Source organism: Maritimimonas sp. 2405UD52-3, from assembly GCF_056591715.1.
On the sequence record NZ_JBWQOL010000004.1, the window covers coordinates 1 to 22,923 of the forward strand.

At 32.5% G+C, this 22,923-nt stretch carries 20 protein-coding genes, 1 tRNA gene and 1 pseudogene; 8 read left to right on the forward strand and 14 right to left on the reverse strand.

Going from position 1 to position 22,923, the window contains the following annotated elements; translation table 11 throughout:
• The 5 genes and pseudogenes from AC1EU5_RS10255 to AC1EU5_RS10275 all read right to left on the reverse strand — a co-directional run.
• Positions 1-2,602: pseudogene (locus AC1EU5_RS10255) on the reverse strand (hypothetical protein); the annotation flags it as partial.
• 197 nt (positions 2,603-2,799) lie between these two features.
• The gene (lptB, locus tag AC1EU5_RS10260; protein WP_480192297.1) at positions 2,800-3,543 is read right to left on the reverse strand and encodes an LPS export ABC transporter ATP-binding protein; all 744 of its coding nucleotides are present in this window, start codon (positions 3,541-3,543) and stop codon (positions 2,800-2,802) included.
• The gene (locus tag AC1EU5_RS10265; RefSeq protein ID WP_480192298.1) at positions 3,544-4,125 is read right to left on the reverse strand and encodes a YdeI/OmpD-associated family protein; all 582 of its coding nucleotides are present in this window, start codon (positions 4,123-4,125) and stop codon (positions 3,544-3,546) included.
• A gap of 43 nt (positions 4,126-4,168) precedes the next feature.
• Positions 4,169-4,981: a twin-arginine translocase subunit TatC gene (gene tatC / locus AC1EU5_RS10270; protein ID WP_480192299.1), complete on the reverse strand. Its 813-nt coding sequence runs from the start codon at positions 4,979-4,981 to the stop codon at positions 4,169-4,171.
• 2 nt (positions 4,982-4,983) lie between these two features.
• The gene (locus tag AC1EU5_RS10275; protein WP_480192300.1) at positions 4,984-5,949 is read right to left on the reverse strand and encodes a KpsF/GutQ family sugar-phosphate isomerase; all 966 of its coding nucleotides are present in this window, start codon (positions 5,947-5,949) and stop codon (positions 4,984-4,986) included.
• A 74-nt stretch (positions 5,950-6,023) separates the two neighbouring features.
• Between AC1EU5_RS10275 and recQ the strand changes: the two genes are divergently transcribed.
• Positions 6,024-8,222 carry a DNA helicase RecQ gene (gene recQ / locus AC1EU5_RS10280; protein ID WP_480192612.1) on the forward strand — a complete coding sequence of 733 codons (2,199 nt, stop codon included), beginning with the start codon at positions 6,024-6,026 and terminating at the stop codon, positions 8,220-8,222.
• A 32-nt stretch (positions 8,223-8,254) separates the two neighbouring features.
• On the opposite strand, the gene AC1EU5_RS10285 is transcribed toward recQ, so the two are convergent.
• Positions 8,255-8,941, reverse strand: coding sequence for a ZIP family metal transporter (locus tag AC1EU5_RS10285; RefSeq protein WP_480192301.1), 687 nt, complete (start codon positions 8,939-8,941; stop codon positions 8,255-8,257).
• Entirely contained in the window at positions 8,938-9,666 is a 729-nt protein-coding gene (locus AC1EU5_RS10290) for a class I SAM-dependent methyltransferase (protein ID WP_480192302.1), read from the reverse strand. Before AC1EU5_RS10290 ends, AC1EU5_RS10285 begins: the two co-directional genes overlap by 4 nt.
• An 80-nt stretch (positions 9,667-9,746) precedes the next feature.
• Between AC1EU5_RS10290 and AC1EU5_RS10295 the strand changes: the two genes are divergently transcribed.
• Both AC1EU5_RS10295 and AC1EU5_RS10300 read left to right on the forward strand, forming a co-directional pair.
• Positions 9,747-10,910, forward strand: coding sequence for a THUMP domain-containing class I SAM-dependent RNA methyltransferase (locus AC1EU5_RS10295; protein WP_480192303.1), 1,164 nt, complete (start codon positions 9,747-9,749; stop codon positions 10,908-10,910).
• 366 nt (positions 10,911-11,276) lie between these two features.
• Complete coding sequence (locus AC1EU5_RS10300; RefSeq protein ID WP_480192304.1) at positions 11,277-12,023, forward strand: M15 family metallopeptidase; 747 nt, start codon at positions 11,277-11,279, stop codon at positions 12,021-12,023.
• A gap of 111 nt (positions 12,024-12,134) precedes the next feature.
• On the opposite strand, the gene AC1EU5_RS10305 is transcribed toward AC1EU5_RS10300, so the two are convergent.
• Complete coding sequence (locus tag AC1EU5_RS10305) at positions 12,135-12,533, reverse strand: hypothetical protein (protein WP_480192305.1); 399 nt, start codon at positions 12,531-12,533, stop codon at positions 12,135-12,137.
• 612 nt (positions 12,534-13,145) lie between these two features.
• Between AC1EU5_RS10305 and AC1EU5_RS10310 the strand changes: the two genes are divergently transcribed.
• Positions 13,146-13,646, forward strand: a complete 501-nt coding sequence (locus AC1EU5_RS10310; RefSeq protein WP_480192306.1) for an ATP-binding cassette domain-containing protein — start codon at positions 13,146-13,148, stop codon at positions 13,644-13,646.
• A gap of 96 nt (positions 13,647-13,742) precedes the next feature.
• Here AC1EU5_RS10310 and AC1EU5_RS10315 read toward each other — a convergent pair whose 3' ends face one another.
• Both AC1EU5_RS10315 and AC1EU5_RS10320 read right to left on the reverse strand, forming a co-directional pair.
• Positions 13,743-14,471, reverse strand: coding sequence for a LytR/AlgR family response regulator transcription factor (locus AC1EU5_RS10315; RefSeq protein WP_480192307.1), 729 nt, complete (start codon positions 14,469-14,471; stop codon positions 13,743-13,745).
• A complete protein-coding gene (locus AC1EU5_RS10320) occupies positions 14,468-15,538 on the reverse strand; it encodes a sensor histidine kinase (protein ID WP_480192308.1) in 1,071 nt (356 codons plus the stop codon). The genes AC1EU5_RS10315 and AC1EU5_RS10320 overlap by 4 nt, the downstream gene beginning before the upstream one ends.
• Before the next feature lie 178 nt (positions 15,539-15,716).
• Here AC1EU5_RS10320 and AC1EU5_RS10325 point away from each other — a divergent pair, with 178 nt between their 5' ends.
• Positions 15,717-18,122, forward strand: a complete 2,406-nt coding sequence (locus AC1EU5_RS10325) for a TonB-dependent receptor domain-containing protein (RefSeq protein ID WP_480192309.1) — start codon at positions 15,717-15,719, stop codon at positions 18,120-18,122.
• A gap of 18 nt (positions 18,123-18,140) precedes the next feature.
• Entirely contained in the window at positions 18,141-18,722 is a 582-nt protein-coding gene (locus tag AC1EU5_RS10330) for a hypothetical protein (RefSeq protein ID WP_480192310.1), read from the forward strand.
• A gap of 161 nt (positions 18,723-18,883) precedes the next feature.
• Here the strand turns inward: AC1EU5_RS10330 and AC1EU5_RS10335 are convergent.
• Positions 18,884-18,957: transfer RNA gene (locus AC1EU5_RS10335), tRNA-Met, on the reverse strand.
• 126 nt (positions 18,958-19,083) lie between these two features.
• Here AC1EU5_RS10335 and AC1EU5_RS10340 point away from each other — a divergent pair.
• A complete protein-coding gene (locus tag AC1EU5_RS10340) occupies positions 19,084-19,464 on the forward strand; it encodes an START-like domain-containing protein (protein WP_480192311.1) in 381 nt (126 codons plus the stop codon).
• A gap of 78 nt (positions 19,465-19,542) precedes the next feature.
• A complete protein-coding gene (locus AC1EU5_RS10345) occupies positions 19,543-20,370 on the forward strand; it encodes an aminotransferase class IV (protein WP_480192312.1) in 828 nt (275 codons plus the stop codon).
• Here the strand turns inward: AC1EU5_RS10345 and AC1EU5_RS10350 are convergent.
• From AC1EU5_RS10350 to AC1EU5_RS10360, 3 genes are all read right to left on the reverse strand, one after another.
• Positions 20,367-20,924 (reverse strand): YqgE/AlgH family protein, encoded by a 558-nt coding sequence (locus tag AC1EU5_RS10350; RefSeq protein ID WP_480192313.1) that lies wholly within the window; start codon positions 20,922-20,924, stop codon positions 20,367-20,369. The genes AC1EU5_RS10345 and AC1EU5_RS10350 overlap by 4 nt on opposite strands.
• Before the next feature lie 132 nt (positions 20,925-21,056).
• Entirely contained in the window at positions 21,057-21,989 is a 933-nt protein-coding gene (locus AC1EU5_RS10355) for a peptidylprolyl isomerase (protein ID WP_480192314.1), read from the reverse strand.
• A 100-nt stretch (positions 21,990-22,089) separates the two neighbouring features.
• On the reverse strand, positions 22,090-22,914 hold the full coding sequence (locus tag AC1EU5_RS10360) for a T9SS type A sorting domain-containing protein (protein WP_480192315.1): 825 nt from the start codon (positions 22,912-22,914) through the stop codon (positions 22,090-22,092).
• Positions 22,915-22,923: the final 9 nt, after the last annotated feature.

Genomic DNA, 22,923 nt, shown 5'->3' on the forward strand with positions numbered 1-22,923 from the left:
TTGTACAGTTAGGAGGCGTTGGTGTTGCCGCTACAATGGTAAATGTTTCAGTGGTACATGATGTAGCATCACCAGCTGCATTGTAAGGAGTTATGGTTACAGACACGGTCTCACCATTATCGAAATCATTAGCAAAGTTGTAGGATGTTCCTGAGGTAACATCAAAGTTATTGAGGTTATTGGCAGTCGAAGAGCTCCCTGTGACTGTTAGTCTATATCCATCGGCAGCGTTTGCAGGATTCCATTGCAAGCTATTTAGGTTCATACTTACATTTGCACTTCCATTTAAAGGTGAAATTAATGTTGTACAATTTGTGGTTGTTAGTGAAGAATTTGTAGTAAAAGATTCTACTACACAACCTGTAAAATCACCGTCATCGTAATATGGAGTAATTGTTACATAATATGTTGTATTGGGTAGCAGATCACTATTGAAATTATAAACAGTTACTTTGCCTACATCTTCATTGTCCAATATATCTGTTCCTCCAGAAGTTGTTCCTACAGCAACTTTATAGCCACATGCACCTGGATTTTCATTCCATTCAATACCTGTATTGATAGGTACACCAGTAGCACCATTTATAGGGTTTGCTAAAGTAACACAGCCTTTAGTTGCATTTACTGTAAGTGTAATATCATTACGGATAAGTAATAAGTTTTTTCCATTTGTTCCAGGTGGATTACTATTTTCAAAAGGTACTAAATCGCTCGTTATTTCTGAATGATAAACTCCAGCATCGCAAGTGGTTAAATTTGTTAAAACTAACTCTGGTGAATCATGAGCATCAGTAATCTCAACTCCATCTTTAAACCATTTATAGTGATTTTGTGCACCTCTTACTGTCGTAACTAAGGTTATATCTTCACCAGCATTTCTTGTTGGGTTTTCTATAGCATTAACCTTAGCTTGTGGAGCGTAACTGTATTCTGAAAGAATAGGAATATTATATGCTCCTGGAGCATTTAAATAACTTATAAAATCTAAATGGTCTTCCTCGAGATCTCCGAAATGAAAATAATTATTGTCTATTGTCAATTCAAATCGTCTTGTCCACGGATCAGTTGTGTTAGGTCCTAAGAGAAAAAGATCTGCGAAGTTTTGAATTTTACCCGTTAATAGGTTATGACTAACTTCTAAGTTACCACCTCTTATACCATCGTCACCAGCTCTAATACTATAAAATTGATCTAAGATAGCTGTACCAGGAAACAAATTGTAGTTTAAAATTATAGTGCTTAACTCAAGATTTTGTGTAATATCTAATGATTCTATTTGATTTCTTTCAGCATTTAAATAAGTTAAATCAATATTTTGAGTTAAGTCTAAGCCTGTTGTTGTAAATAGATTATCATCAATGTATAGGGTTCTTAATTTTGTATTTGTAGTGATATCTAATGTTGGTATTTGATTCGTTCCTAAGTTAAGCACTTCTAATTCTGTATTGGTTGAAAGATTTATAGAAGGAAGCAGATTTGTATTTAAATTTAAGTTCTCTAATAAAGTATTTGTTGTTAAGTCGAGTGTAGTTATTTCATTACGACTAGCGTTTAAATCAGTAAGCAAAAGATTTTGAGAAGTATTAATAGTAGGTAAGGCATTGCTACTTACATTAACATCTAACAAATTAACATTTTGTGTTATATCTAAATTTGTCATATAATTACTCGTAGCTCTTAATCTTTCTAATTGAATATTTTGAGTAATATCTAAATTTAAAGGGGTTTGGTTCGAACCATTTTTATTAGATATATCTAGATCTTCTAGCATTGCAGCGTTCTCAAAAGAAATATTGTCAATATTGTGACCTGATATTCGAATTCTGGTAAGTGTATTTGTTATAGGTAGCTGTATGGTCTCAGTATTACTATTTTGAAAAGACAAGTATTCTAAGGCTAAACTATTCGATAAATCGGCATTGACAATATTACCACCTTGAAATGAAGCCGATCTTAAGGTGTTTGGATTATTTGGTAATGTTGCATTAATGACAAGTGTATTACTAAAATTGACACTTAAGGTTAAGGTTTCCAAATTATCATACCCTGAAAAATCTACATTTATATCAGCAAAAATGAGCATATATACATATTCAACTGTATCTGTATTAGGATATATAACAGTAAAAAGGTTTTTGAAATTATATATATGAATGCGTTCAAGTAAAAGATTATTTGATAAGTCTAAAGTGCTTATAGGTGCGCTGTTAGCACCTCCATTAGCTCTCATATCAATTACTCTTAAATTAGTATTAGATGAAACATCTAAATTTGCTAAAACAACGTTTTGATCAAAAACTAATTCTTCTAAGTCTGTAAGATTTGTTAAGGGTAGCGTAGCAAACTGATTGTTATTTAAATTGAGCGAGATCACATTCACAAAAGCTTCTAACCCAGTGAAATCAGTAATATCATTTCTTCCAGCGTTATAAACTGTTACGGCTTGTGCATCTGTATTTAAGATATTCCCATTAAGACCATTCGTGTCAAACCCTTGATCAATTAGGTCTTGTTCAAAATTAGCATCAGTAATTGGAGTAGTCTGTGCTATTAAATTAATAGTAAAAAGCAATAAAATTGCGAATAGACTCGGTCTAATCATGATTTGGTTAACTAGTTGTTATCTGTAAACGAATAGTGTTGAATAATATTTTAATAAATTGATTGTTACAGTCTACTTTTAAATAAACTTTTTAAATAGGTATAGTATGTATTAAAAGGGTTATGAAAACTAATTTTCAATCAAAATATATAAGGTAGTAATGAGAGTTTAAATTTTTGTTTTAAAGCACAGTTTAATTATGTTTTATAAAACCTATTCTTCTTTAGCTCAAAACTTTCTCCTAAATATACCTTACGTACCATTTCATCTTCCGCCAGTTCTTTAGGTGTTCCTTCTTTTAAAATACCACCTTCAAACATCAAATAGGTTTTATCTGTAATGGCTAGTGTTTCCTGAACGTTATGATCCGTAATCAGAATACCTATATTTCTATCTTTTAAGTGTGCTACAATACTTTGAATATCTTCTACGGCAATAGGGTCAACACCCGCAAAAGGTTCATCCAACAAAATAAACTTTGGGTCTGAGGCTAAAGCACGTGCAATTTCTGTGCGTCTTCGTTCACCACCAGATAAAAGGTCGCCTCTGTTTTTACGTACGTGCCCTAAACTAAACTCATCTATCAAAGATTCTAATTTGTCTTTCTGTTCTTTTTTTGAGAGACTGGTAAATTGAAGGACAGCCATAATATTGTCTTCAACGGATAGCTTTCTAAATACCGAAGCTTCCTGTGCAAGATAACCAACACCCTTCTGAGCGCGTTTATACATAGAGTCTTCTGTAATGTCTTCGCTGTCAAGAAAGATCTTTCCTTCGTTTGGTTTGACCATTCCTACTATCATATAAAACGAAGTAGTTTTGCCGGCTCCATTAGGTCCTAAAAGACCAATAATCTCGCCTTGCTCAACTTGTAACGAAATTCCCTTCACCACCTTACGACTTCCATATATTTTTTGAATATTCTCTGCTCTTAATATCATTTATCTGTACTTATCATTTAAACCAATATTATTTAAAATCATTGGTATAATTTTTTCTAATCTTTTCTTACGTGTTTCCTCTCTCTTAGCATTGGCAATATATTCTGAAAACTCTCTTTTTTTAGTAAGAGTTAGGCTATCAAATATATTGGCCAATTGCGTGTTTTCCTGAAATATATCCTGAAGCTCTTTTGGAATAACCAAAGGCTTCTTTTTAGGTTTTATCATTAGCCCTTTCTTTTGATTTTCAATTGCTTCAAGAGTATAATCTAAAATAATACTTTTATCAATTTGATTCATAGTTGTGAATCGTAATTGACGCATTCCTTTTGTTTTGTTTTCTTGGGCATTAATCAATAGATTATGAGGATCTGATAAAAATACGCCTTGAAAAAACCATAAACCGAAGTGAGACTTAAAGGCACTAATACTAACCACATTTTTCTTATCAATTGTGTAGGTAGGGATACCCCATTTTACTGTTTCTTGAAGTTCCGTCGTAAGCAAAAGATCTCTTAAAACCTCAAGTTCTTTTTCATAAGTATCTTGACTTTCTATATACTCTTCAACTGAACCCGCCATTTTCATGATCTACGCTTTTAAGATTAAGCAAAAATATAAAGTTTTAAGTTGTGTGCAGTCTCTTCTCCTTTTTAAGAATCATTTTAGAAATAGAAATGCTAATTTCATATAAAATGACCATTGGTATCGCCACAATAACCTGACTTATTACATCAGGAGGCGTGATTAAAGCAGCAAGTATAAGCACCAATACAAAAGCATATTTACGCTGCTTGCGCAGGAATTCTGGAGTAACCAATCCTAATTTTGTTAGAAAAAAGATGATGATTGGTAGTTCAAACATAAATCCGGCTGAAAGTACACAGGCACGCAACAACCCTATATAAGAACTTAAATCAATATTATTCTTTACCTGGTCTGCAACCAAATAATTTCCTAAAAAATTTACCGATAAAGGTGTAATCACATAATATCCGAACAAGACCCCAAGAAAGAATAAAAAAGAAGATACTATAATAAAGGTTTTTGCATTTTTCCTTTCTTTAGGATATAAGCCAGGTTTGATAAATTTCCATATCTCCCATAAAATATAAGGAAACGCCAAGATAAACCCGGCAGTAATTGACGTCCAGATATGCGCTGAAAATTGACCTGCCATTGTTCTACTTTGAACAATGAAAGGAATACTATCAATGCATAGTCCTTGAGTACCAAACTGCTTTGATACATTACATAAAAATCTATAGGTAGCAAAAGAAGCCTCTTTTGGCAGTAAAATTATTTTGTTGAAAATAAACTCTTTCATAGCAAAAGCCACACCTCCGGTAATAAATACAGCCAATGTTGAGCGTATAAGTGTCCATCTTAATACTTCAAGATGATCCAAAAATGACATTTCGTTTTGTTCGTTAGCCATCTTTAAATAATTCCCTCTTTAAGCAAATCATGTAGATGCACAACACCTAAATATGCATCATTATCAACAACCAAGATTTGTGTGATGTTATAAGCTTCCATGGTTTCCAACGCTTTGACAGCCATAGCTTCCGAAGTAATGGTTTTAGGATTTTCACTCATAATATCTTGAGCAGTTAAACCGTCAATACTTTGATTGTTTTTAAGCATTCTACGAATATCACCATCTGTTATAACACCAACTACTTTACCATTATTTATTACCGCTGTAGTACCTAATCGTTTTTCAGAAATTTCAATAATAACATCGCTAATGATTGCATCTTTTGGTACTTCTGGTTTAGCATCAGAATCAATTAAATCACCAACACGCAAGTATAATCGTTTTCCTAAGGAGCCACCCGGGTGATATTTAGCAAAGTCATCACTGCTAAACCCTCTCATTTCTAATAAGCAAACTGCCAGGGCGTCACCCATAACCAATTGAGCAGTGGTACTTGTTGTAGGCGCCAAATTGTTAGGGCATGCTTCCTGTTCTACATAAGAATTCAAAACAAAATCGGCTTGTTGCCCTAAAAAGGAATCTTTATTACCTGTTATTGCTATGATCTTATTACTAGAATTCTTTATTAATGGAATCAGTACTTTTATCTCTGGGGTGTTTCCGCTTTTAGAAATACACACAACTACGTCATCTTTTTGAACGATACCTAAATCACCATGAATGGCATCTGCTGCATGCATAAAAATAGCGGGTGTTCCTGTTGAATTTAAGGTTGCCACAATTTTATTGGCAATGTTTGCACTTTTACCAATACCAGTTACAACAACCCTACCTTTAGATTTCAGGATAAAATTAACAGCATTTTCAAAGTCTTTATCCAAAAAATTTATTAAATTCGCTATCGCTTTACTTTCAGTTGAAATAGTTTGCTTTGCTATGTCTAGAATATTTTTTTGGACAGTCAAAATTTAGAGATTTTCAAAATAAAATTATTCGTATCTTTAGTTGCAAATGTATCTAAAATAATAGATAAATTTTTATTCACGTGACAAAATTAGACTTACACGGTGCGCTAAAAAAATATTTCGGTTTTTCAAAATTTAAGGGATTACAGGAGCAGGTCATTAATAGTTTACTTGCTGGTGAAAACACCTTTGTAATAATGCCTACAGGTGGCGGCAAGTCTCTGTGTTATCAGTTACCTGCATTGGTAAAGGAAGGAACAGCAATTGTGGTATCACCCTTAATTGCATTGATGAAAAACCAGGTTGATGCTTTACGCGGAATTTCTACAGAGCATGGCATAGCTCATGTACTCAATTCATCTTTGAACAAGACGCAGGTCAACCAAGTGATGGATGACATAAGAAGTGGAGTCACTAAGTTATTGTATGTAGCTCCTGAATCTTTAACTAAAGAAGATTATATTGACTTTTTAAAAGATCAGAATATTTCCTTCGTTGCTATTGATGAAGCACACTGTATTTCTGAATGGGGACATGATTTCAGACCAGAATATAGAAACTTAAAGAATATTATCAAGAAAATTGATGATGTACCAATTATAGGGCTTACAGCAACTGCCACACCTAAAGTACAAGAAGATATATTAAAGAACTTAGGTATGTCTGATGCTACAACCTTTAAAGCTTCATTTAATAGAGCAAATCTTTTTTATGAAGTACGCCCTAAAACAAAAGATGTACAGAAAGATATTATCAAGTTTGTAAGAAAGTATACTGGCAAGTCAGGTATTGTTTATTGCCTGAGTCGTAAAATGGTAGAGGAAATTGCTCAGATATTACAAGTAAATAGTGTGAAAGCAATTCCGTATCATGCAGGCTTAGATGCTAAGACAAGAGCTAAACATCAAGATATGTTTTTAATGGAAGATGCTGATGTTGTAGTGGCAACCATTGCTTTTGGAATGGGCATCGATAAACCAGATGTGCGTTTTGTAATTCATCATGATATTCCTAAGAGTTTAGAAAGTTACTACCAAGAAACCGGTAGGGCAGGTCGTGATGGAGGAGAAGGGTATTGTTTGGCATTTTATGCCTATAAGGATATAGAGAAACTAGAAAAGTTTCTTTCGGGTAAACCTGTGGCGGAACAGGAAATAGGGCATGCTTTATTACAGGAAGTAGTTTCATATGCTGAAACCTCTATGTCTCGCCGTAAGTTCTTACTACATTATTTTGGTGAAGAATTTGACGAAGTGAATGGTGAAGGTGCTGATATGGATGATAACGTCCGTAATCCTAAAAAGAGAAAAGAAGCCAAAGATGATGTAAAGACTTTATTAGAAGTAATTAGAGACACCAATGAAGAATATAAATCTAAAGAGATTGTGAATACCATTGTTGGTAATGAAAATGCCTTATTAAAATCTCGAAAGACCAATGAGCAATCTTTTTTTGGTATAGGTAAGGATAAAGAAGCTGGTCATTGGATGGCGCTGATTCGTCAACTTTTGGTTGCAGGTTTTCTTAGTAAAGAAATAGAGCAATATGGCGTATTGAAGGTTACGTCAAAAGGTCATAATTTTATTAAAAGTCCGGTCTCGTTTATGATGACCGAAGATCACATTTATGATTCTGAAGATGATGCTACTATAGTAACAAATACTAAAAGCTCTGGAGGTGCTGTTGATGAGAAGCTAATGACTATGCTTAAAGACTTGCGTAAAAGTGTAGGTAAAAAGAAAGGAGTGCCGCCCTTCGCTGTTTTTCAAGACCCTTCACTAGAAGATATGACTTTAAAGTACCCAACAAGTATAGAAGAACTTTCAAATGTGCATGGGGTGGGTGATGGTAAAGCTAAAAAATTTGGTCAATCATTTATTGAATTAATCAATAGATATGTAGATGATAATGATATTGTAAAACCTGACGATCTAGTTGTAAAAAGTACGGGTTCTAATTCTGCAATCAAACTTTTTGTTATTCAGAATACCGATAAAAAAATCCCCCTTGAGGATATAGCTAAGGCCAAAGGCTTAGCAATGGCTGAGCTAATCAAAGAAATGGAACGCATTGTATATATGGGCACCAAGCTTAATATTGATTATAGTCTTGATGATCTTCTAGATGAAGATCAACAGGAGGAGATTCATGAATACTTTATGGAAGCTGAGAATGACCGAATACAGGAAGCTCTAGATGAATTTGATGGTGATTATGATGAGGAAGAATTGCGTTTAATGCGTATTAAGTTTATTAGCCAGGTAGCAAACTAGAATTTGTTATTTCAGATATCACAAGATTTGATTTAGTGTCCGATCAAAGTGCTTAAATAAGCCAATCCAAACCCTACCAATACAGCAATAAATTTTTTGATATTAAATTGATGATTTTGAGAACTTTCAAATAAAATGGCTGTGGCTATATGCAAAAAGACACCGATAACAATAGCTATTATTTCTGATTGGTAACTTTTGAAAAAAGCTATATACTCAGGTATGAATGCGCCTAGAGGACTCATGAGTGCAAAAGCGATTAAAATTCCATAAATGCTCATTCTTGAAAGCTGAGAATTCAATAAAAATGTCGTTAGTATTAGTGCAATGGGTATCTTATGAATGATAATACCCCATAATAAGGTTTGATCTTCACTTTCATATAAAGGAATACCCTCAACAAAGGCATGAATACCTATACTAATAAATAATAGCCAAGGAATGCTTTTCAAATCATTATGAATATGAATATGCCCATGTTCAGCACCTCTTGAAAAGTACTCCAGAATTGTTTGTAAAAGTATACCAACAAGTATAAATACCCCAATACCTTCTCTTTGACTTTCATAGGCTTCAGGTATTAAATGTAATACTGTAATAGATAGTAAATAAGCGCCACTGAAAGAGAGTGTTAGTCTTACATTTTTACTTTTAGGCTTAAAGAGAAAAGCTATTAAAAAGCCAATAAAAACGGCTGCTATTAAAACAAAATAGTTCATTCTAAAACCAGGATTAATCTAGGGGAATTTTCTGTATCAAAATCATTGAGATTATAGTCACCAAAAATATGCTTTAATTGTAAGCCTGCCTTAGAAAAATAATATTTAAAAGTGGTAATGTCAATATTACGGACATATTCGGTAAAATGATATTCTTTATTATCTATTTTGAACCGAATATCTTTCACAATAAAATCATCATTTATACTCCTATTGATATAAAAATCAATACCTCCTTTAGTCTGAACTTCCTCCTTAACAATCGTATTTTTTATAAAATCTACATTTAAAAAATCAATAACTAAAACACCACCTTTTTTAAGTCCTTTTTTTAAGATTCTTAAAACATCAATATTAGTTTCTTCATCATCAAAATAACCAAAACTAGTAAATAGGTTTAAAACTGCATCAAATCGGGTGTTAAATTCATGACGCATATCATGCACTTCAAACCTTAATGTATCATTTTCATATTGTTTTGCAAATGCAATACTATTTTCTGAAAGGTCTGCACCAATTACATCATAGCCCAGAGAGTTTAGGTAAACTGCATGTCTGCCCTTCCCGCAAGGAAGGTCTAATATCTTACTTCCTTTTTCAAGACTTAGAGCAGAAGTAAGATTTTGCATAAAAACTTGCGCTTCCTCATCATTTCTATCTTGATAAAGGATATGATAATAGGCTGTATTAAACCAACTTTGAAACCAGTCTTTTTGAACTTCCATGTAAAAAAATGAAGCACAAAAATAAGAAATCAATTTATAGCAGTTTTAATTAGATTACTTTTGTGTTTCAAAGGAAAAAAATGGATCAAAACTTTAAAATGCTGGCTAAGACCATGTATGGTTTAGAAGGTATATTGGCTAAGGAATTGAAAAATCTTGGTGCTATGCAAGTTGCAGAAGGTAGGCGAAGTGTGTCTTTTGTGGGCGATACCGGTTTTATGTATAAAGCAAACCTGGCATTACGTACTGCCATACGCATTTTAAAACCAATCAAGTCTTTTTTTGTTAAGAATGAGCATGACTTATATAAGCAGCTCCAGTTCATAAAATGGGAAAAATACCTATCTGAGAACGATACTTTTGCCATAGACGCAGCAATTTACTCAGATCATTTCACGCATTCACATTATGTATCTCTAAAAACTAAAGATGCTATTGCAGATTATTTTAGGAATAAAACAGGAAAGCGTCCTAGTGTAGATATAAAACACCCGAAAGTTCGATTAAATATACATATACAAAAAGATCAATGTACTGTTTCATTAGATAGTTCTGGTAGCTCACTTCATAAACGTGGGTATAGAAGCAGTACGAATATAGCACCAATCAATGAAGTGCTAGCAGCAGGATTGGTATTACTCTCTGGCTACGATGGATCACAACACTTTATGGATCCTATGTGTGGTAGTGGTACTATTTTAATTGAAGCAGCCATGATTGCCAATAATATACCTGCCAACATCAATAGAAGGGAGTTTGGGTTTGAGCATTGGAAAGACTTTGATGAAGATTTGTTTAATGTGATTAGAGAATCTTTACTAAATAAGATACGGTCATCTGATAAAGAGATTATAGGTTTTGACAAAGCACCTTCAGCAATCAGAAAGGCTGCCGGAAATATTAAAAATGCAAATCTATCTGAGTTTATAAAAATTGAGCATGAGAATTTCTTTAATACAGAAAAAGAAGTTGATGGTAAAACGATAGTATTGTTCAATCCACCTTATGGTGAACGCTTAGAGATTGATGTGCCTATTTTTTATAAGGAAATCGGAAACACCTTAAAGCACGGCTATACCAACACAGATGCTTGGCTAATTACTTCAGATTTTGAACAAGGCTTAAAAAGTGTTGGGCTTCGAACTTCAAAGAAGATTAAACTGTTTAACGGTAAATTAGAATGTAAGTTTGTTAAATACGAAATGTATGAAGGCAGTAAAAAAACCAAAAAACAATTCAATTAAACCATTGAGCATTAGGTGCTAATTTCTACACTAAAATCCTATATAGTTGATAGAAAGTTACGGTTCATAAATCACTTAACAAAAATGTTAAAATGTTGATTTGTTGATAACTAGTGGTTACTCAAAAAAGGAAAATATGAGTTTAAGTTATTGTTTATCAATAAGTTTTGGTGGTTTTAGAATTGAACATATTTAGATTTGTAATTAACAGTAATATTGTTAATAATTGCATTTTACGACACTTTTATCACCATTAGTATTCCACTATTTTTAATGAACGTAATTATGCTAAATGATTTTCACAATGTGAAGGAGTGCTTGTGAATCATTTAGTACCTAAAAGTTTATTGAAAAGAAAAAAATAACGTGAATTCTAGAAGAAAATTTTTTAAAAACTCCGCTTTTACAAGTATAGCAATTATAGCTGCCCCCAATTTAGCCTTTACTAATACTGAACTGTCAGTTACTTTTTCTGAAAACCTCTTAATAGGTAAAACACAACCTAAACTTTATGGCACAGGTTATAAGATGCAGAAAAAAGCGCATCAGGCTTTTTTAGAGATGAATTATGAAGCAAGGCGTCATGGTATGAACATTAGGGTGGTGTCTAGTTATAGAAGCTTTAATCACCAGAACCTCATTTGGACACGTAAGTATAAGCGTTACAGGTCTAAAAATTTGTCTCCTAAAAACGCAGTACTAAATAACATTCGATATACGGCTATTCCTGGAAGCTCCAGACATCATTGGGGTACAGAAATGGATGTAGTGAATGGAAAAATAAAGACATCTAGATATCCTTTAAGTACACGTAACTTTCATGGAAAAGGTATTTATAAATCTTTTAGAGAGTGGATGGATGGAAATGCACATAAATTTGGATACTATCAAGTATATACGAACGATCATACTAGAAAAGGTTTTAAATATGAACCATGGCATTATAGTTTTGCTGAATTAGCAAAACCCATGTTGAAAGATTATAGTGAGCGTGATGTTCAAAATATTTTAAAGAAACAGCCCCTATTAGGCAAACAACACTTTACAGAGTCTTTTCTAGATACCTATACTGAGAATAATATTATGGGAATCAATAAGAGTTTACTCTTCTAAATAATTTTACTATTCATTCAATTATTTGAGGAAAAAAAGCCCAAGTGAATTTACTTGGGCTTTTATTTTTTATAAGAAACGTGAATAAATATTATTTAATAAGTACGCCTATTAATTGCTTTCTAAGAGTTCTACATCATACATCAAATTTAATGATATTGTATTGTATCTCTCAGCGATCTCAGCGCTAATAGCATAAGTGTAATTACCATTGTCTAATGGAGTCTCTCCCACATAATCTATGGGTTGCAAGGTGTATATTTCATCATCAATATGTAACTCAACAAAAGCATATCTGTATGCCAATTCAAATGGTTTGTATTCATAGATTTCTCCTGAACTTAAATCTCCATAGCTTACCAACCCAGTAGAAGTGTCTACTTTAACATTTGAATACTCAAGTAAACTCGCATTTAGAATTCGAATATTTACCTGTTCAACGTTTTCATCGATATCGCTACTGCAACTTGAAAGTATTAAGATTAAAATAAATGATTTAAATAGTTTCATACTTTGGCTTTATGAATTAGACACAAATTCAAATAAAAGGTTGCTCATATTTCATTAAATTTTTCTAGCCTTTTGTTAAATTAAGAAGTGTCTAGAACCTTGGTAATTCTGTAAAATATTTCTTAATATAGCTTAATGCAACTAAGTTTTAGTTATCTCTTAAGTGTGAAAAATTCATATAAAAACTTTATAGCATTTTTCTTTCTTCTTACTTTTCTTAAGTTAAAAATAACAAGCTTTCATTTTTTTTTCGCATCTGGGTGAAGATCATATAACGCTTAACTGTGACGATTGCGAAATGATTTCTACAGCGTATAAGATTACTCCTATTTCCGATAACATTTCTGGGCATTCTTTCAATATTTTTCATAATACTACTTTGAAAGATAATTCTTTAGGTTGATATGAAGAGCCTATTTTTAAAAGTATCGCCTCCCAGACTTTCCTAAATAAACCACCACCTTCTAATTAATAAAAGGGAACTACTTACTTTTCATTTTTGATAGTTGGTTCTATCCTAGTGTCACTATATAATTACAGTTAATTATTTGATAAGCCTCAAAGGAAGTGACTAGAAGTAAGGAATAGCTAAAAATATACCTGTTAATAATTATGCCTATAGTTATAGGGCCATTTGTGTATTTACTTTCTCTTTCTAGGGAAAATAAATTAATAGCACTTAAATACTTAAAAATTATGATTTCAACTAACAATCTTACAAAAATATATGACGATCAAATTACTTTAGATAGACTTAATCTTAAGGTTAAAGAAGGAGAAATTTACTGCTTACTAGGTGCAAATGGCTCTGGAAAGACAACAGTCATAAACTTATTATTGGGTTTTATTGAACCCACTTCTGGTAATACATTTATTAATCAATTAGATATTCCTGAAAATTCTAAGGCAGTAAAAAAATTCATAGCATATATACCAGAAAATCTAATGTTATATCCAAGCTTAAATGCCATTGAAAACTTTGACTATTTCTCAGGTATTGTGGGGAAAAATCTATCAAAGCATGTCTTAAAAGATTATTTGATTGATGCAATGATACACAAACAGATATCTTTAATCCCACGCAACAAACATGTCAATTTATTAGTAAAATAACTTTCTTAAAACAGTTTTGATTTAGAATGTTTCTCCTAATATTCACAATATTGAATATTATGCTTAATCAAGCTTAAAACTAGAGACAAAGAATCACTAATACATTAACTTTTTGATATTATCTAAATAGCCTCTGCTTACCCTGACTACATCCTTGTTTTGCATCGTAATATCATAGCTCTTGGTGTATTTATTAAGTTCTTTAACCCGATTTAAATTAATAATAGATGAGCGATGTACTCGAATAAATACAGTACCATCTAATTTTTTTTCTAAGGTTGAGATGCCGTAATTACTCAGATATGATTTTTCTGAAGTTATCAGTTTCGAATAATCTCCATATGCTTCTATCCTAATGACATCTTCTAGAACTATCGTAATTAACTTGTTCTGTGTCTGTACTAAAATCCTTTCAGGATATTTAGATGAATTAAATAACAAACTTTCAGTTAGATTCCTCGCTTTATTTTCATTGTTATTTTCTACTAATCTATTTACCGCTAACTTAAATCGTTCCTTGGTATAAGGCTTTAGCAAATAATCAACGGCATGCACTTCAAAAGCCTTTAACGCATATTGGTCGTAGGCAGTTGAGAAAATGATCTGTGGCAATTCTTCAAGATGCCTTAACACATCAAAACCGGTGATCCCTGGCATTTGAATGTCTAAAAAAATTAGATCAGGTTTATATTCATTGATTATTTTAACTGCATCAACACCATTATTAGCTTCACCAAGTAGTACTAAATCTGTAAAATCCTTTAAGTACTCTTTGATTAGTTTTCTTCCAGCCTCTTCATCATCAATAATAATTACCTTCTTCATATTGCAAAACTTATTTTCAACCCTTTCGGTGTGTTATCTCTTAGTTGTAGTGTACTTTGATACATTTTTTCTAAGCGCAGGCGCGTATTATTAAGTCCTACACCTTTTTCGAAAGCTTTGATTTTATCGTCGATTCCCACTCCAGTATCAGTAATCTCAAATTGAAGTTTATGCTCTTTCTTTTCTATTTTTATTGTGATTGTGCCGCCCTCAATGAGTGATGATAGACCGTGCTTTACTGAATTTTCAACTAAAGGTTGTAACAACATAGGTGGTACCTTTTCATTTAAAATGCATGGTTCTACATTGATATTTATGTGCAAACGCTCTTGAAAACGTTCTTTTTCAAGGTCTAAATATTTCCTAACAAAGTCTAACTCTTCCTTAAGGGTCACTCTTTCGACTTGAGATGCCTTTAACTGGTAGCGAAATAAGTCAGATAATTCAGCAATCAGATGTCTTGTTTTTTCATTTTCTGAAGGTACCGAAGCGCTTATTGTATTAAAAATATTGTACAAGAAATGAGGATTTAACTGCGCCTTTAAAGCTGATAATTCACTTTTTAAAGCCATGGTTCTCAACTCTCCTTCAAGCTTTAATTTTTTTCTATTTTCTAAGTAGTAATTATAAGCATGTAAAATACTAAATTGCAATACATAAAATAATGCCGGAATGTAAATGTCCCAAACTTCCCCTCTTCCCGTTAAATGCCCAAAGTCTAATGCGTCACTAGCAATATAATAGAATTCCTTCCATACTATTACAAAGGTCGGAAGGAGAATAATATGTAATAATAATCGCTGGTATAATGTCCAACTTTTAAGTCTTCGAAACAGTATCCACCAAATCGGTATTGATAGGAGGAACTTTATTACATAGTCTAAGCCACTATCATCAAAAAAACTTACAGGTTGAAAAAGTGAGTCATCGTCATGTTTATATCCCGCTCTATTATACCATAATGTGGCATGATAGAAGGCAGAAAATATAGCATAAAATGCAATGAAAGAAAGTAATTCTCCATAGCGAATGCTAAAAATTTTTCGTTTCCAAAACGGTATTTTCATGCTATAATATTTGTTCAAATTTAAATGTACTATATTTTTTTCACACCATATTTTCGTTGAATGGGCCTATTTCTTGTTGAATTGTCTAGTCAATTCATCGACGTATTGGGGCATTCGTCCGAATTGAGATGTTTCGATTCTGAAATGATTGCATCTTTGAATTATTAAATTTTTTACGATGAAAACAATTGCTACTTTATTAATCAATCTATTTATTGTTTCTGCCATCTCTGCACAAGATATTCGTGGAAAAATTGAAGATGATAAGAATCAGATCATTCCAACAGCCGTGGTATCTCTGTTCAAAGAAGATGGCAAAACTTTTGTAAAAGCCGTTATCAGTAATGATCAAGGTATTTTTATACTTAAAAACGTTCAAGTGGGTACCTACAACTTGGTTATTGAAATTTTGGGATTTGAAAAGTATGCGTCACCAACTTTTACAATTTTAGAAACTGACAAAAATATGGGTACGATTAAACTAAAGGAAGTCAGTGAAACATTAAATGAGGTTAAAGTCAAAGCAGAAAAGCCTATGATTCAAGTTCAGGCCGATAAAACCGTATTTAACATTCAGAATACAATTAGTGCAGCTGGAGATTCAGGATTTGAGCTTTTACGAAAAGCTCCAGGAGTGATAGTTGACAATAACGATAACCTAATTGTGGAAGGAAAAACTGGCGTATTAATTTACATTGACGATAAACCTTCTGTTTTACGGGGTGATGACTTAGTCAATTACTTAAAAACAATTCAAGCTACAGATGTTGAAGCTATAGAAATTATAACCCAGCCCTCGTCAAAATATGATGCTGAAGGGAATGCTGGCATAATCAACATCAAGTTTAAACGTGATAAAAGTTTAGGCACTAATGGTAGTCTAGCTACAGGACTAACATATGGCGAATTTGCTCGCTATAATAGCTCAGTATCATTTAATAACCGAAACAAAAAAACCAGTTTTTACGGGTCTTTTAGCAATCGTTTTGGCGAAAGTCTCAATTTCATCAACCTCTATAGAACACAGAACAATACTATTTTTGATGCCCAAACAGAGACAATTTTTGATAACAATACTACCAATGCTCGATTAGGGTTTGATTGGTATGCAAGCGAAAAATCGACATTTGGATTTATCGCAACAGGAAATTTTAGTAGATCAGATGCTGACAGTGATTCAAGAACGCCAATCATTCCGATTGGGAATAGTCTACCCGACGAAATATTAGTCGCCGGTAGTGATTCTGAAAATGAAACCACTAATTTATACCTTAACGGAAACTATAAGTTTAAAACTAAAAAGAGTGTGAATTTCAATATTGATGTTGATTATGGTCGTTATGAGCGCGATCGTCAAAACTTACAACCCAATAGATATTTTAACGGAGATGAAACACAGGTCTTAAGTGAGGTTATCAATTTTATGATAACACCAACTGCTATTGATATTTTTACTTCTAAAATTGATTATGAACAGAACCTTTTAAAAGGAAAACTAGGTTTAGGCGTAAAATTCTCAAATATCATAACTGATAATCAATTTGATTTCTTTGATAGGATTAATGGTATTGATATTGTTAATGAAGAACGCACGAATGATTTTGAGTATGATGAAAAGGTAAGTGCAGCATATTTTAACTACAATAGAAAATTAAAAAAATGGAATATACAGTTTGGTTTAAGAATGGAACAAACGAATTCAGATGGTCAATTAACTAGTTTGATTGAAGTTCAAAATGATCGGGTAGAAAGAAAGTATACAGATTGGTTTCCTAGTGGGGGAATTACATATCAAGTGAACCAAAAGAATTCTATGGCATTGACCTATAGTCGAAGGATTCAAAGACCCAATTACCAAAGTCTCAATCCTTTTGAGTATAAAATAGATGAACTATCTTTTAGAAAAGGAAATCCTTTTTTACAGCCGCAATACACCGATAATTTAAAATTATCACATACGTATAACTATAGACTAACGACTTCTATAAGTTATAGTTTTATAAAAGATTATTTTGCGCAAATAACGGAAGCCGTTGGTGGTGATCAAAATTTTATAATTACCAGAAATGTAGCAAATCAAAAAGTGATTAATTTAGGCATTTCGTACCCAACGAAATTCAACAACTGGTGGAGCATCTATTTCAGTGTGAATGCATACAGAAGTATTTTTGAAGCTACCAATGAAGATTTTGTTCCTATCTCTCAGAATACACTTAGTTTATATGCACAAAACACATTTAAACTTCCCAAAGGTTTTCGAGCTGAAGTCTCTGGTTGGTATAGCTCTCCATCTATCTGGGGAGGTACGTATAGAACGAAAAGTTTAGGATCGCTCAACATAGCTTTTCAAAAGAAATTCTTTGATGAAAAGTTAACAGCACGTCTTGCTTTTAATGATATTTTATACTCGTCTCCATGGCAAGGCGACACACAATTTGGTGATCTAACCATTAATGGAGATGGTGGGAATGATAGTAGACAAATACGTTTTAATCTTACCTATAACTTTGGTCGAAATGAAATTAAGAAAGCCAGAAAGCGTAAAACTGGATTAGAAGATGAAAAGAATCGATTGGGAAGTTAAAATTAAAAATTTAATTTAATGAAAAATAATGTAGTTGTGATAGTTTTCTTCATCGTGAGCTTTAGTGCTTTCTCACAGAAAACGTATTTGAGGATTTATAAGAACAAGACGTTAACAGACTTAGTGATGTATCCTCCGGGGACTAAATTTGAGCTTAAAAATGAAAAGGGATACGTTGTTATGAAATATAGTGAAACGCCCAAAATCTTTACCATTGATGGCACATATGAACTTACAGTATTCCCGAAGTATAAAAAGCAAAAAGAAGTGATACGCTTAACAGAAGGCAAAGTTGAATTAGCATTAACTTCAGAATTCACAGACCACAAAAGTGAGAGTATTATGATTGGTAATAGAAAAATTACTGCTCAAAAAGTGTTAACTGATTCTAAAAAAAATAAAGGAAAAAAGAATTTAGTTTTTACCTTAAGTAATGGTATTATTTTTAAATATATAGATGGAAAATACGATGCTACTTTAGGAAATAAATATTTAAGTATTTCGGGAAAGTATATTATTACGAGTGAATTGGGAGAACTTAAATTGAGTTTTAGCCCAATTTCGGGAAGAGTATGGTGGTATTTTGAAGCAAATGACTAAAAAATAAAATATACAAGTTCATACGTTATTGCAAAAAAAATCGCAAATAAATCATAATAAATAGCATTAAAACCAATTTACTCAAATAAATTATTGAATTAGACTAAAGTATTGTACCTAAAAAGAAACCCAAGAGTGTAAATCTTGGGCTTTCGTTTTTGTAGCGAAGGGGGGACTTGAACCCCCGACCTCAGGGTTATGAATCCTGCGCTCTAACCGCCTGAGCTACCTCGCCTTTTTTGCGGTTGCAAATATAACAACATTCTTAGTTCAATCAAGCACCCCGCTTTAAATTTTTTTGAAAAAATTTTTTTTAAAACAAATATTCTATATATTGTCCATCAATGCTAAAAAGTAATACATGTCAGATAAAATAAAATTCGAATTAGAATTTCCTATACATTCTTCACCAGCCTTTCTATATCAATATTTATCAACTCCCGATGGGCTAGGAGAGTGGTTTGCTGATAATGTGAATTCTCGTAGTGACCTTTTTACATTTATATGGGATGATTCTGAAGAACAGGCAAAGCGTGTATCTTACAAAAATAATGAACGCATTCGTTTTAAATGGCTTGAGGAAGACGAGGATACATATTTTGAGTTTAGAATTCAAGTTGATGCAATTACTAAAGATGTTTCCTTAATTGTTACTGCTTTTGCAGATGAAGATGAAGTAGAAGAATCAAAAATGTTTTGGGAAAATCAAGTTGACGAATTAAAGCATACTATTGGTGCATAAATAACATAAATTTTATGATTGTAAAGCCTTGATTCTTCAAGGCTTTTTTTATGTAGTTTTGCAATCTAAATTTCTAAAATGATCAATTACAACGGTACTATTTTATCAGAAAATGAAGTGGCTATTTCTATTCAAAATAGAGCTTTTAAATATGGTGATGCTATTTTTGAAACAATAAAAGTGCAGAATGAAAAGGTTATTTTTTGTGAAGATCATTATTTCAGGCTGATGGCTTCTTCTAGGATGATTCGCATGGAGGTGCCAATGCATTTTACATTAGAATTTTTTGAAGAAGAAGTGCTAAGGCTTATTAAGACAACGGGTCTTAAAAATGCCAGGATTCGTTTTTCTATGTTTAGAAAAGAAGGAGGCTTGTATACCCCTACGTCAAATGTAGTTGATTACCTAATTGAAGCTTCTGAATTAGAAATTGTTATTAAAGATACGTATGAAGTTGAGCTCTATAAAGATCATTATGTTTATTCAGGAATGTTATCTACATTAAAAAGTAATAATCGTTTGATCAACATCATAGCCAGTATTTTTAGAGAGGAAAACGGCTATGATAATTGTCTTTTGCTGAATGAAAAGAAACAATTGGTAGAAGCAATTAACGGAAACATTTTTTTAGTAAAAGATAATTTAGTTTTAACGCCAGCTTTAAGTGAAGGCTGTATTAAAGGTGTTACGCGAAAAAAAATGATAGAAATTATTAAAAAGGATGCTAGTTTAAATATCCAGGAAACTGAAATTGCACCTTTTGAACTTCAAAAAGCAGATGAGGTATTTGTAACTAATGCCATTACAGGTATTCAATCAGTTACAAAGTATAGGAAAAAGTTATACGCTACTGCAATTGCAGCAGGGTTACATAAAAAATTAAATGCTTTAGCTTTATTGGCTTAGTTTAAGGAAGGGTTTTCAGGCGCATTTGCCCACAATTGATATTCACCACCAAATTTCATCAACTCATCTTTCCATAAAGATTTGTACGAAATATCAAAAATATTCTTGTAATTATTATCAATTACTTTCCAAGATGTAGTTTCTAATTCATCTTGTAGTTGATTTTTACTCCAGCCAGAATATCCTAAAAAAAAGCGAATATCATCACCTGAAAGTACACCGGTGTCTAATAAATTTTGAACAGTCTCAAAATCACCACCCCAAAAGATACCATCACCTATTTCAATACTATCAGGAATTAATTCAGGTAGTCTGTGCACAAAGTATAAATTTTCAGTTGCTACAGGCCCGCCTATATACACTTTAAGTTCAGAATTAATATCAGGAATAAGGTCTTGAATAGTAAATTCAGAGGGTTTGTTAATAATAAAACCAATAGCACCATTTTCATTGTGCTCAGATAATAGGACAACCGACCTGTTAAACGAACTGTCATTTAAGATAGAAGGTTCGGCTATTAGCAATTTTCCTTTTTCTGGTTTTAAGTCCTGCATAAACTCCTATTATTCAACTAATATAGATAAAAAATACATACAAAAAAATATCTGCAATAAATAATCCCGGCGAAATAACCGGGATTATATTATAAACGTTTATAATGTCACTATTCGTATTTTCTTTAGCTATTATTTAACATTTACTAATTCTACATCAAAGATCAAAGGGCTATTAGGAGGAATAACATTTCCTGCTCCTCTAGACCCATAAGCTAGGTCAGAAGGAATTACTAATCGTGCTTTATCACCAACTTTCAATAGCTGTATACCTTCATCCCATCCAGAAATAACTTGACCAACACCAATAGCGAAGTCAAGAGGCTGGTTTCTTTTATATGAAGAGTCAAAAACAGTACCATCTAATAACTGTCCTTTATAATGAACAGAAACCATAGCTCCTTTAGTTGCTTGCTTTCCTTCTCCTTCTTGAATTATTTGATAACGCAAGCCACTATCAGTTACTTTAAATCCGGCAGATGCTTCATTTAATGCGTCTTCTTGCGCTTGCCTTTCTGCTGCAATTCTAGCTTCTCTGTTTCCTTCAAAGGCTCTAAATGCTTCTACCGCATTAAAATTTTCTGCATCAGTACCTTTTCGGATAATTTCAACAGAATCAATAGCATCACCTTGTTGAATAGTATCAACGATATCTTGCCCGCTTACTACTTGGCCAAAAACGGTATGTTTATTATCTAACCATGGTGTTTCAACATGTGTAATAAAAAACTGACTACCATTACTACCAGGGCCAGCATTTGCCATTGATAAAATACCAGGTTTATCATGTTTTAGATCAGGGTGAAATTCGTCATCAAATTGATAACCTGGATTCCCAGTACCTGTGCCTTGAGGACAACCTCCTTGGATCATAAAATCTGAGATAACCCTATGGAATTTTAATCCATCATAATATGGTTTTCCTTGTGGTTTTACAGAATTTTCCAGATTACCTTCTGCAAGAGCAACAAAGTTACCTACTGTACCTGGCGTTTTTTCAAATTCTAAATTAATTACTATTTCTCCTTTTGAAGTATTAAACTTCGCATAGATTCCATTTTCCATATATCTTATTTAAGGCTGCAAAGATACTTCAATCTATGGCATAAAAAAAGTGCTTATCAGCTAATTGATAAGCACTTTTTGTAAGGCAAAGATTATTATTTTATTTTTTGAAAACTTTAAAAATTTCTGTTTGTTTATCCATTTCAACGCGTATAATATATGCACCTTGACTAAAATTATTCATTGGTAATTTTGTAGCCATAGTACTAGGTTGTTTTCTCATTATTAACTGACCAATACTATTAAACACCGTAATATTTTTAATATCCTTTCCTGCATGAATATTTAGTTCAGTATTTACAGGATTAGGAAAATAAACCAATTCACTTTCTAATAACTGTTGTGTTAATGCCTCATTGGTATTTATTAATTTATAATGGTCTATAGCAACTCCATATGTTCTTGTATTTTCATCATCATATGAAAAACGGACTTTAAAATTACTATTTACAAAATCAGAAATATCAATATGAGAAGTGGTAGATGCTTGATTGCCATCTTTGGCAGGGCTATCACTTTCAACTGTTAAAATGTTGTTCCATTCGTTCCCATCCCATGCATCTACAGTGAAAATACCTGAATCTACAAAAGCCTGATGATTGTAAGTCAATTGTATTTCTGCATTTACCACAGCTTTTGAAACTAAATCTATTTCAGGACTCTCTATTGATAATTTGTTGTTTTTAAAAGAACCACATTCGTTATCATCAAAAAGAAGGCTACCTGAAGCCAGCTTTACTGGTCTTTTTGGATTTATAAACGGTAGGTTTTCTAAGTAACCAAATTTCCAGGAGCAGTGACTATTTGAATCATCAATAGACCATCCAGAAGGTAATGCGTTTGTGTCAAAATTTTCTTCTTGTAATTGTGCATGAGCTAATAAGCAAGCAAAACATGCTATATAAACTATATATAATTTTTTCATTTTTTTCAT